Below are 11,601 nucleotides of genomic sequence, written 5' to 3'. Positions count from 1 at the left end.
TGTGTGAACTCTTGGAGGAGGAATCCATGCTGCGTAAGCCGCTGTGCGCACTGGGGGCCGCGGTGCTTCTCGCGGGCTGTTCGACGACGGTGCCGGGCACGCCCGTCGCCGACCCGTCGGGGGTGCCGAAGCCGGACACGGGCTCGTACGCCACAGCGCCACGGCAACTCGGCTCGATGACCGAGAAGATGCAGATCGCGGCGGAGGCGTTCCGGATGGTCGAGATCATCCCGTTGGCGTCGGAGGTCGACCCTGCGCTGCGGTACGGCGGGCGTCCGTCGGTGGGGCGGATCGGGACGACCGTGAAGTCGACGTTCGGAGACGGCGTGGGGGTCGCAGTCACCGACATGGAGGTCGGTGCCTACATCTCGGCAGACGACAAGGCGCCCGGTTCCGATGCGACGTCGTCGAGAAGCCTGATCACGGGCGTGTTCCGGTTCAAGGACGAGTCCGCGGCGCGCGCGGCGGCGGCGAACCCCGTGATCCTCTCTCCCGATAAGGGATTCGCCTCCGACGCGCCGACACCGAAGAAGCCGGAGACGATTCCGGGGTACTCGGAGGCGACGGGCTACTCGAAGACGATCGGTGATTCGAGCTCACGGGTCGGGGTCCTCGCGAGCGGTCGGTACGTGATCGTCGCATGGACCAACAGCTCCGTCGACCTGATCAAGAAGTACTTCGACCTGCAGGTCAAGTCGCTCGTCGGTTTCGTGCCGACGCCCGTCGACAAGTTCTCCACGCTTCCGCGCAAGGACGAGGACCTGCTGCGACTCACACTGGTCGAGCAGTCTCCGACCGTGTTCGAGACGACCTACTCGCCGCGGGGCTTCGCTGCGTTCGCTGCAGATACGACGGGTGCTGTGGGAGATTTCGAGGCCACGGGCGTCGACCGGATCGCGAACGCCGGAAACGTCGTCTACCGGGCGCGCGACGCCGCGGGTGCATCGAAGCTCGCGGATGCCTTCGTCGCCGAGAACACCCGCTTCTATCCCACGAGTACGTCCTTCACGGTGCGAGGTGTTCCCGGCGGCCGTTGCCTGAGCTACCCGCAGTACACGGGCTCGAAGGACAAGCGGACGTACTGCGTCGTGCCGGTGGGGCGCTACCTCGCGGAGGTCAGTGACATGCAGGAGACAAGGGCGAAGCAGGCTCTCGGCGCCTCGTATCTGATTCTGCGGCAGGCGAAGTGAGGATCGACATGAAGAAGTCTCTGGTGGCACTCGCGGCGGCGTCCCTGCTCTTGGCGGGGTGCTCGTCGACGGTGGCAGGTACCCCCGTCGCGGATCCGTCCGGTGTTCCCACGCCGGAGACGGGATCGTTCGCGACCACGTCCCGGACCATCGGCCCGACGACCCAGGGCGACGGGGAGGCGCTCGAGGGCTACCGGATGGCTGAGATCGTGCCGTACCTCTACGAGATCGACCCGGCGATGCACTTCCGCGGCGACGTGACCACCGGCTCTCGCGAGACGATTCAGCGGGGTGTGAAGAACGTCTTCGGCCAGGCCGCCGCGGATGCCGTGGGGGCCAAGCCCGAGGTCTGGGTCTCGGTGGGGATGGGAGACACGGCGCAGGGCACGAAGTACGACGCCAACCGGAAGCAGCGGGGCGAGACCGTCGCTCTGGTGCGGATGGCGAGCCCCGCCGACGCGGGCTCGGTCGTCGGCCCGGCCCTCCGCGCGGCCACGAGGGACTCGTCGGGCAAGGCGGACCCGGCCAAGGTGGAGGTCAGGATCCCCGGCTACGACGCGGCCGTCGCGTACACGCAGACCTTCGAGTACTCCGGCACGTCGACGGTGGCGTTCGTGGCCTACAAGCAGTTCGTCATCGGCGCCTACGGTGACTTCTCCGTGGACCAGATCCGTGCGTACTTCGACCGGCAGACGAAGGCCCTCGACGGCTTCCAGCCGACGCCGCTCGACAAGGTGAGCACGCTCCACCGCGACGGCGAGGGCGTCGCGAAGCTCACCCTCGCGCCGGAGAAGGGCACAGGCGGCTACGCGCTCCCTGCGCGGTCCGCCGTGCTGCGGCAGTCCGACGTCTCGCGGTCCGCGAAGACCTTCGCCGATGCCGGCGTCGACGTGGTGGGCAACGGCGGCAGCACCGTCTACCGGGCCAAGGACGCGACGGGCGCGCAGCATGTGGTGGACGAGTTCACCGATGAGAACAGCACGACCTTCACGAACGTCGACGAGGAGAAGATCAAGGGTGTGCCCGGCGGGATTTGCCTGACCTTCCCCAGCTACGCGGGGGCGACCACGAAACTCACCTGGTGCTCGGTCGCTGTGGGGCGGTACGTGGCGGTGTTCAACTCGTCGCAGCGGCAGCAGGCGATCCAGGGGATCGGCGCCGCGTACCTGATTCTGAAGAACAGCACGTAGCGTCCGATCCGCAGGAGACGGCGAAGGGGCGCACCCGGGCGGGTGCGCCCCTTCCTCGATCTCGAGAGGCTACTTCGCCTCGGACTCGGTCTTGATGTGCGAGAGGGTCTGCTTCATGCCGACCAGGAGGCCGCGCTCGAAGTCCTCGTTGCCGCCGAGCAGCGCAGCGATGAGGCCGCTGCTCAGTGCGGTGGTCTTGCCGTCCTTGGCCTCGCGGCGCTCGACGACGGTCGTCGTGTCGCCGTCGGGCACCAGGGTGAAGCTCCAGGTGGTGTGGTTCTCGGCCACGCGGAACGCAACGCGCTCGTTCGGCGTGAACTCGGTGACCTGGGTGTTGGTGGGCCAGACCTTCCAGCCCTGCCGGTTGATGTTCAGCATGCGGGTGCCCACCTTGAGCGGGCCGCCGAAGACGAACACCTTCTTGCACTGCGGGCTGCGACGGCCCATCGCCTCGAGGTCGGACACGACCGACCAGACCTTCTCCACGGGCGCGTCGATCACGACGCTCGACTCCAGAACGGGGGTTGCCATGACCGGATCCTACCCAGGAGTAGGAAGGGTCCGTCCAGCCCACGGCGAACGACCTTGCACTCGACCCTGCCGAGTGCTAGAAACGACTTAGCACTCGGATTACGTGAGTGCTAGGTCGAAGAGGTGAGACCGGGCCCTGCGCGCAACCCGCGCAGGTGACACGCCGGGTCGTCCGTCGCGGGCATCGAATCGACCTAGAAGACGTGTCCAAAGTAGGGCCGAACCGGCCCCTATCTGGAGGAATCACTTCGCAATGGCCAAGATCATCGCGTTCGACGAAGAGGCCCGCCGCGGTCTCGAGCGGGGCCTGAACGCCCTCGCCGACGCCGTCAAGGTGACGCTCGGCCCCAAGGGCCGCAACGTCGTGCTGGAGAAGAAGTGGGGCGCCCCCACGATCACCAACGACGGTGTTTCCATCGCCAAGGAGATCGAGCTCGAGGATCCCTACGAGAAGATCGGCGCTGAGCTCGTCAAGGAGGTCGCCAAGAAGACCGACGACGTCGCGGGCGACGGCACCACCACCGCCACCGTTCTGGCTCAGGCGCTCGTGCGCGAGGGTCTGCGCAACGTGGCCGCGGGTGCGAACCCGCTGGGCCTCAAGCGGGGCATCGAGAAGGCCGTCGAGGCCGTGACCGAGCACCTGCTCAAGGAGGCCAAGGAGGTCGAGACCAAGGAGCAGATCGCTGCTACCGCGGGCATCTCGGCCGGCGACCCCGCCATCGGTGAGCTCATCGCCGAGGCCATGGACAAGGTCGGCAAGGAAGGCGTCATCACCGTCGAGGAGAGCAACACCTTCGGTCTCCAGCTGGAGCTCACCGAGGGCATGCGCTTCGACAAGGGCTTCATCTCGGGCTACTTCGCCACCGACGCGGAGCGTCAGGAGGCCGTGCTCGAGGACGCCTACGTGCTGCTCGTCTCGGGCAAGATCTCGACCGTCAAGGACCTGCTGCCGCTGCTGGAGAAGGTCATCCAGTCGGGCAAGCCGCTCGCGATCATCGCCGAGGACGTCGAGGGTGAGGCCCTGTCGACGCTCATCGTCAACAAGATCCGCGGCACCTTCAAGTCGGTCGCCATCAAGGCCCCCGGCTTCGGCGATCGCCGCAAGGCGATGCTGCAGGACATGGCGATCCTCACCGGCGGCCAGGTCATCTCCGAGGAGATCGGCCTGTCGCTCGACACCGCCGGCCTCGAGGTCCTGGGCCAGGCGCGCCAGGTCGTCGTGACCAAGGACGAGACCACCATCGTCGACGGTGCGGGCTCCAAGGAGCAGATCGCGGGCCGCGTCTCGCAGATCCGCGCCGAGATCGAGAACAGCGACTCGGATTACGACCGGGAGAAGCTGCAGGAGCGCCTCGCGAAGCTGGCCGGCGGCGTCGCCGTCATCAAGGCCGGTGCCGCCACCGAGGTCGAGCTCAAGGAGCGCAAGCACCGCATCGAGGATGCCGTGCGCAACGCCAAGGCCGCCGTCGAGGAGGGCATCGTCGCCGGTGGTGGCGCTGCTCTCGCGCAGTCGGGCACCGTCTTCGACACCCTCGCTCTCGAGGGTGACGAGGCCACCGGCGCGAACATCGTCAAGGTCGCGCTCGACGCTCCCGTCAAGCAGATCGCCGTCAACGCCGGCCTTGAGCCCGGCGTCGTCGCCGAGAAGGTCCGCAACTCGCCCGCCGGCACCGGCCTCAACGCCGCTACCGGTGTGTACGAGGACCTGCTGGCCGCCGGCATCAACGACCCGGTGAAGGTCACTCGCTCGGCGCTGCAGAACGCAGCTTCGATCGCGGCTCTGTTCCTCACCACCGAGGCCGTCGTCGCCGACAAGCCGGAGAAGGCCGGTGCCCCGGTCGATCCGACCGGCGGCATGGGCGGCATGGACTTCTAAGTCCTGCCACTCGGCTAGGGATTTCGGGCCCGGCATCGTCGTTTCGACGGTGCCGGGCCCTTCCTGTTTTTCGACAGTCGAGTTTTACGAGCCACCGCGGCAATATTCGGCGGCGATGCGCCGCAGAACTCGACTTTCGGAAGATGCGGGGCTACGACGAGCGCGCGACGTGGGCGATGAGCTCCGCCAGGGTCCGCTCCGACGCGGAACCCTCCTGCGCCTGGTACGCCACGACCAACTGCCCCGGTGCCGCGGCCACCTCCAAGGTCGACCACTCCAGCTCGACGACACCCAGGTCCGGGTGCGCGATCACCTTGCCGCCGTTCGTCTTCGCCTGCACTTCGCCGTCACCCCACAGCCGCGCGAAGTGCGTGCTCCGCACCGAGAGTTCGCCCACGAGTGCCATCAGCCGCGGATGCGAAGGATTCGGGCCCGACAGCGCCCGGAGATTGCCGACCGACTCCCGCGCGACGGTGTCGAAATCGAGGAAGACCTCGCGGGACCGCGGATCGAGGAACAACGACCGCACCATGTTGTCCCCCACACGGAGCCCGATCCCGCGGTGCAGCTCCTCACCCGCGGCGTTGGTGCCGATCAGGTCCAGGAGGGAATTGGTGACGATGGTCGGGTTCGGCCACGAGTCGAGGAGCCGTCGCACGACACCGGATATCTCGTCGACCACCTCGCCGCCCCGGCCGTCGGGTAGTTCCGCCAACTGCGCGAGGTGCGCTGCGCCGTCGGGATCGAGCTGGAGGACCTCCGCGAGCGCGGCGACCACCGCGGGCGACGGTCTGCGGTCCCTGCCCCGTTCCAGTCGCACGAGGTACTCGACGCTGATTCCCGCCTGCGCCGCCACTTCCTCCCGGCGCAGCCCCGGGGTTCGACGTACCCCCATGGCGCGCAGCCCGAGCGCGGCAGGATCGACGCGCTCGCGCCGGGCGCGCAGGAATTCGCCGAGGAGATTCATGTCCACCCGTCCCACGCTACCTATCTGCCCAGGTCCAACCAGGTAGCGCGGCTACCCCGCAGCGCCACGGCCTGTCGGGCGCGGTTCGGGTCGGGCAGCGTCATGGGCATGAATTCCTTGACTGATCGCACAGCTCTCGTCACCGGCGCCGGAAGCGGCATCGGTGCCGCCACCGCCGCTGCCCTCGCCGCGGCCGGCGCGCGAACGGCGGTGATCGGCCGCCGTGCCGACCGTCTCGCCGAGGTCGCCGCCGCGACCGGTGCCGCCCAGGTCGCCGCGGACGTCACGGATCGCGCGGGATTCGCCGGTGCGGTCGGCCAACTCCGCAACCGCGTGGGCCGGTTCGACCTCGTCGTCGCCAACGCCGGCGCCATGCTTCCCGCGGCGTTCGACACCGCGCCCGAGGGCGACTGGGACCGAATGGTGTCCACCAACATCACCGGCCTGCTCACTACTGTCCGCGCGACGATCGATGATCTCGTCGCGTCGGCCGAGACCGGGCCCTCGGACCTGGTCCTGATCGGTTCCATCGGCGCGCACATGGTGTTGCCGGGCTACTCCGTCTACAACGCGACCAAGGCCGCCGTCGCGCACCTGACGAACCACCTCCGCGCGGAGTTCGGCCCCCGCGGTGTCCGAGTCCGGGTCATCGAGCCCGGCATGGTCGAGTCGGAGCTCGCGGCGGGCGTCACCGATCCGGACGCCGCCGAGGCTCTGGAGCGATACGCCGTCGAGAACCCGCCGATTCCGGCGTCCGCGATCGGTGATGCCGTTGTCTGGAGTGCATCGCTGCCCGCCGCCGTCAACGTCGCCTCGATGATCGTGCTCCCGACGGTGCAAGGGTGAGGCCGCGGCGAGCGGCGCTCCGGCGATTGGCAGAATCTATCGAAGCACTCGCCGGACGATGAGGAGAACAGAGCGTGACCGCGGAGACCCTGCAGTTCCAGGCCGAAACCGATCAGCTGCTGTCGCTGATGATCCACTCCGTGTACTCGGAGAAGGACGTCTTCCTGCGCGAGCTGATCTCCAACGCCTCGGACGCACTGGACAAGCTTCGGCTGGAGGCCTACCAGGACAAGGACCTCGAGGCCGACGCCTCGGACCTGCACATCGAATTGCGTACCGATCCTGAGGCCCGCACGCTGACGATCGCCGACAACGGCATCGGCATGAGCCGTGCGGACGTAGTCGATCTCATCGGCACCCTCGCCAAGTCCGGCACCGGCGAGCTCAAGCGCAAGCTGGAGGCTGCGAAGCAGGCCAAGGAGCAGGGCGCCTCCGCGGAGCTCATCGGCCAGTTCGGCATCGGCTTCTACTCGGCGTTCATGGTCGCCGACCGCGTGACCCTGGTGACCCGCCGGGCCGGGGAGGACACCGCCACGCGCTGGGAGTCCGAGGGTCACGGCACGTACACCGTCACCGACCTCACTGGCGACGACGTCCCTGCCGGCCACGGCACCACCATCACGCTGCACCTGCGCGCCGCCGACGGCGACGAGAGCCTGCACGACTACACCTCCGAGCACGTGTTGCGCTCGGTCGTGCGCCGCTACAGCGACTTCATCGCGTTCCCGATCCGCCTGGCCCCCGCCCCCGCCCCCGCCCCGGCCACCGACGCCGACGTCACAGAGGCCGACGGTGCCGAGGCGCCCGGTCCGGAGACCCTCAACTCGATGCAGGCGCTGTGGGCGCGCCCGAAAGAGGAGGTCTCCGACGAGGAGTACGCCGACTTCTACCGCCACGTCAGTCACGCCTTCGACGAGCCGCTGGAGACCATCTCGGTCCGCGCCGAGGGCACTTTCGAGTACCAGGCGCTGCTCTTCATCCCGACGATGCCGCCGTTCGACATGTTCTACCGCAACACCAAGTCGGGCCCCGCGCTCTACGTCAAGCGCGTCTTCATCATGGACCACTGCGAGGCCCTGCTGCAGCCGTACCTGCGGTTCGTCACCGGTGTCGTGGACGCGCAGGACCTGTCGCTCAACGTCTCCCGCGAGATCCTGCAGAACGACCGGCACCTGGTCATGATCCGCAAGCGCCTCGTGAAGCGAGTCCTGCAGACGGTGACCGCGCTCCGCGAGAACGAGCGGGAGAAGTACGACACCTTCTGGTCGGCGTTCGGCGCGGTCTTCAAGGAGGGACTGCTCGACGACCAGGACAATCGCGAGACCCTACTCAAGGCATCGTCGTTCGAGTCCACGTTCAGCGAGACCGGCACCACGGGCCTCGCCGAGTACGTCGCGCGCATGCCCGAGGGGCAGGACGCCATCTACTACGCCGCCGGTGACTCGCGGGCGCGCCTGGAATCCTCTCCGCACCTGGAGGCCTTCGCCGCCAAGGGCTTCGAGGTCCTGCTCCTCACTGACCAGGTCGACGAGCTGTGGACCACCGGCGCCGAGTTCGACGGTAAGCGGTTCGTCTCCGTCGCCAAGGGTGAGGCCGACCTCGGCGACGACGCGCCGGAGGCCGAGGGCTTCGAGCAGCTGACCGAATGGCTCGCGACGACCCTCGGCGACGACGTCGCCGGCGTCCGCCTCACCACGCGCCTCACCACGTCGGCGGCCTGCCTCGTCGGCGGCGAGTTCGACCTCACCCCGCAACTCGAGGCGATGTACCGCGCGAGCGGCCAGGAGGTGCCGCGCACGCGCCGTACCCTGGAGCTGAACCCGGACAGCGAGCTCGTCAAGAGCTTGCGCGACGCGGTCGCCGCCGCGGAGACCCCGACCGAGGATGCGTCCCTCGCGGACGCCGCGGAGATCCTTTACGGCACCGCGGTCCTCGCCGAGGGGGGCACCGTCGCCGACCCCGCCGCCTTCGCCGCTGTCCTCGCCCGCCAGCTCGGTCGCAGCTTGGGCTGACCGGATGGTCGCCGTCCCGCTGGGGCGAGCAGGCGTACCGTCGAGGCCATGGATGGAACCGCTGCACGGGACCTGCTGACCGACTCGTTCGCCCGGATCCTCGAGCACGCGGAGGATGTCACGGAGGGGCTCGACCCCGACATCGCCAACCGGCGGATCGTGCCGGACGCCAACACGATCGCGTGGCTGGTGTGGCACAGCGCGCGGGTGATCGACGCGCAGCTCGCACCGATCGCGGGCGTCCCCGAGGTCTGGACCGCGAACGACTGGTACGGCCGGTTCGGCCTCGACCTGCCGCCGGAGTCCACGGGCTACGGGCACAGCCGCGCCGATGCCGCGAAGGTACGCGGCAGCGACGCGCTGCTCATCGGCTACTTCCGCGACGTCGACGCGATGGCCTCCCGCTACCTCGCGACGGCCACCCCTGCCGAGCTGGGCCGCGTGATCGACGAGTCGTGGGATCCGCCGGTCACCGTCGCGGTGCGGCTGGTCAGCATCGTCGACGACTGCACCCAGCACCTCGGCGCCGCCGCCTATCTCAAGGGCGCGCTGCAGGACTGACGCCGAAGGCGCGCACCTTCTGGCCGCCAGCGCCTGACCTGCGTACAGAAACCGGCCCTCAGCTCGTCCTCGACGGAAATACTTCCGCGCGACCGAGCTGAGGGCCGGTTTCGGTGGCGTGGCGACTACAGGTCGACGACCTGCGGCAGCACCTCGGCGCCGATCCACTCGACGTGGTCGAGGTCGCTCTGGTCGAGCACCTGCAGGTACACCCGCGAGGCGCCGGCCTCGGCGAACGTGCCCAGCTTGTCGACGATCTCGCTGGCCGAGCCGGTGAGGCCGTTCTCGCGCAGCTCGGGCAGCTCGCGGCCGATTGTCGCAGCCCGCCGCACGACGGTCGCCTCGTCCGAACCGCCGCAGACGATCTGCGCGGCGGACTTGATGATCGACTGCGGGTCGCGGCCCGCCGCGACGGCGGCGGCATCCACTCGGGCCCACACTGCGGCGGCCTCGGTGACGGGCACGAACGGAGTGTTGTACTCGTCGGCGAAGCGCGCGGCCAGGGCTGCACTGCGCTTCTTGCCGGCGCCGCCGAGTACGATCGGTACGTGCGCCTGCGCGGGCTTGGGCAGCGCGGGGGAGTCGACCAGTGAGAAGTGCTCACCACGGAAGGTGTAGGGGCCCTGCGCCTCCCACAGTCCGGTCACGATCTCGAGGGTCTCCTCGAACCGGTCGAAGCGCTCCTTCACGTCGGGGAAGGGGATCGCGTAGGCGGCGTGCTCCTCCTCGAACCAGCCCGCGCCCAGGCCCAGCTCCACGCGCCCGCCCGACATCTCGTCGACTTGCGCGACCGAGATCGCCAGCGGTCCGGGAAACCGGAAGGTCGCGGAGGTGACGAGTGTGCCGAGGCGGATGGTGGAGGTCTCGCGGCCGATCGCGCCGAGGGTGATCCATGAATCGGTGGGGCCGGGCGTCCCGTCGACGTTCATCGCCACGTAGTGGTCCGACCGGAAGAAGGCGCCGAACCCGGCCGCCTCCGCGGTGCGTGCGACGGCGAGCTGGTCGGCGTAGGTGGCTCCCTGCTGGGGTTCGACGAAGATGCGTAGCTCCATGAAGACCACTGTGCCACTAGAGGCGGGGGCGGGTGCGATCGAAGGGGGCCTGGACGAGGCGGATGTCGCTGTGCCGCTCGAGGGCGCGCCGCACGTACCGCGCATCGAGGCGCCGCCCGTCGACAGTGCCGGTCAGGTGCAGCCCCTCGGGCATCGTCGTGACCTGCAGCTCGACGGGCTCCGTGCCCGCGCCGGCGCGAACGGTGAACCGGTCGCCGGCGGCGCGCAGCCCCCAGGCGGTGACGGCGCCGTCGGGGGTTTGCGTGACGAGGCTGTCCTGCGCCGAGCCCTTCGCCGGACGGTCCGCCGTGCCGCGCAGAGTGATCGCGATCGATGTCCAGACGGGCCCCGCGTCGCCCGTGGCGAGGGCGGGCGCACCGTCGACTATGAGCGAGGTGGCCCGCCAGACCCCGTCGCGCGGATCGCGCGGGGTGTTCATGGAGTCCACCCGCGCCAGGTTCCCGGCGACGGTGGCGATGATGAGGATGACGGCGAGGACGGCGGCGACCGCGGTGCCGGTGCGCCGCGCGGGCGCATCCGCAGCGGGGATGACGGCGCGCAGCAGCTCACCGCGGTACGGGAGCGCCAGGATCAGCGCGATCACCAGCAGCTCGGCGGCGAGCAGTTTGACCGGGACGTCGTAGAACAGGTTGAGGAGAACGATCTGCGTCAGCGCCACCACCGAGAGCAGTGCCCCGGCGAGGCGGGTGCGGGGAACGATCAGCAGCAGGCCCGCGGTGAGCTCGATCGCGCCGGTGACCACCGTGTACGGCGTCGAGGCGGCCATGTATCCCCAGAGCAGGGAGAAGGGCTCGGTATCGCCGACGGCCTGTAGCTGGTAGGCGGGCAGATTCATGTGCCCCATCTGCGCGGGGATCACCTTGGCCAGGCCGTAGAGCAGCATCGCGACCGCGAGCACAGCGCAGGCGATCGCGCGGAGCACGCGGGCGGCGCGATCGACGGCCGCCGCTCCCCGCGCGCCGGACCGCACGGCGAGCGCGCCCCAGAGCAGGCCCGCCACGGTGCCGATGACGAGCGCGCCCGCGTGGAACTGCCAGGCCCAGGCGAGGTCGCTGCCGGTGGCCACGTCGACGGGGGCCGGGGCCGTGCCCGTGACCAGGGCCCCGACGGCGCCGATCGCCTGCCAGACCGGCGTGAAGACCGACGCGGCGGAGAACGCGGCGAGGACCTGGGAGAGAAGAACGGCGGCGGTGAACAACACCAGAACGCCGCCGGCGACGGCGAGCGCGATGGTGCGGGCGACCGTGCGGACGGGGGTGGGGGACTCTGCGCGGCTCATGGCACCACCGTACCGACAAAAATTTGGTTACCCTAACCTCAGTACCGAGTGGGGTGGGGTGCCGTGCCGGCACCCC

At 69.3% G+C, this 11,601-nt stretch carries 10 protein-coding genes; 6 read left to right on the top strand and 4 right to left on the bottom strand.

The features are described from left to right. Window positions 1–26: 26 nt before the first annotated feature. Window positions 27–1,190 (top strand): DUF7373 family lipoprotein, encoded by a 1,164-nt coding sequence (locus tag HNP44_RS02060; RefSeq protein ID WP_259144231.1) that lies wholly within the window; start codon window positions 27–29, stop codon window positions 1,188–1,190. A gap of 8 nt (window positions 1,191–1,198) precedes the next feature. Continuing rightward, a complete protein-coding gene (locus HNP44_RS02055; RefSeq protein WP_259144230.1) occupies window positions 1,199–2,380 on the top strand; it encodes a DUF7373 family lipoprotein in 1,182 nt (393 codons plus the stop codon). Between the two features lie 69 nt (window positions 2,381–2,449). Here HNP44_RS02055 and HNP44_RS02050 read toward each other — a convergent pair whose 3' ends face one another. Next, entirely contained in the window at window positions 2,450–2,911 is a 462-nt protein-coding gene (locus HNP44_RS02050; RefSeq protein ID WP_259144229.1) for an SRPBCC family protein, read from the bottom strand. 253 nt (window positions 2,912–3,164) lie between these two features. On the opposite strand from HNP44_RS02050, the gene groL reads away from it, so the two are divergent. After that, window positions 3,165–4,787, top strand: coding sequence for a chaperonin GroEL (gene groL, locus HNP44_RS02045; protein WP_259144228.1), 1,623 nt, complete (start codon window positions 3,165–3,167; stop codon window positions 4,785–4,787). Between the two features lie 151 nt (window positions 4,788–4,938). Here the strand turns inward: groL and HNP44_RS02040 are convergent, their stop codons facing one another. Then, entirely contained in the window at window positions 4,939–5,754 is an 816-nt protein-coding gene (locus tag HNP44_RS02040) for a helix-turn-helix transcriptional regulator (protein ID WP_259144279.1), read from the bottom strand. Window positions 5,755–5,862: 108 nt separating this feature from the next. On the opposite strand from HNP44_RS02040, the gene HNP44_RS02035 reads away from it, so the two are divergent. The 3 genes from HNP44_RS02035 to HNP44_RS02025 all read left to right on the top strand — a co-directional run bounded on the left by HNP44_RS02035 (window position 5,863) and on the right by HNP44_RS02025 (window position 9,173). Next, window positions 5,863–6,600, top strand: a complete 738-nt coding sequence (locus HNP44_RS02035) for an SDR family oxidoreductase (protein ID WP_259144227.1) — start codon at window positions 5,863–5,865, stop codon at window positions 6,598–6,600. Window positions 6,601–6,674: 74 nt separating this feature from the next. Then, the gene (gene htpG, locus HNP44_RS02030; RefSeq protein ID WP_259144226.1) at window positions 6,675–8,612 is read left to right on the top strand and encodes a molecular chaperone HtpG; all 1,938 of its coding nucleotides are present in this window, start codon (window positions 6,675–6,677) and stop codon (window positions 8,610–8,612) included. A gap of 48 nt (window positions 8,613–8,660) precedes the next feature. Continuing rightward, window positions 8,661–9,173 (top strand): mycothiol transferase, encoded by a 513-nt coding sequence (locus tag HNP44_RS02025; protein ID WP_259144225.1) that lies wholly within the window; start codon window positions 8,661–8,663, stop codon window positions 9,171–9,173. 125 nt (window positions 9,174–9,298) lie between these two features. Here the strand turns inward: HNP44_RS02025 and HNP44_RS02020 are convergent, their stop codons facing one another. Together HNP44_RS02020 and HNP44_RS02015 are read right to left on the bottom strand one after the other, a co-directional pair. Continuing rightward, window positions 9,299–10,225, bottom strand: coding sequence for an LLM class F420-dependent oxidoreductase (locus tag HNP44_RS02020; RefSeq protein ID WP_259144224.1), 927 nt, complete (start codon window positions 10,223–10,225; stop codon window positions 9,299–9,301). A gap of 16 nt (window positions 10,226–10,241) precedes the next feature. Then, window positions 10,242–11,525, bottom strand: coding sequence for a hypothetical protein (locus HNP44_RS02015; protein ID WP_259144223.1), 1,284 nt, complete (start codon window positions 11,523–11,525; stop codon window positions 10,242–10,244). Window positions 11,526–11,601 lie beyond the last annotated feature (76 nt).

It is taken from the genome of Tsukamurella ocularis (assembly GCF_024807615.1).
Classification (GTDB): Bacteria; Actinomycetota; Actinomycetes; order Mycobacteriales; family Mycobacteriaceae; genus Tsukamurella; species Tsukamurella ocularis.
Note: the sequence above shows the minus strand (reverse complement) of the source record. Positions and strands in the feature narration are given on the sequence as shown.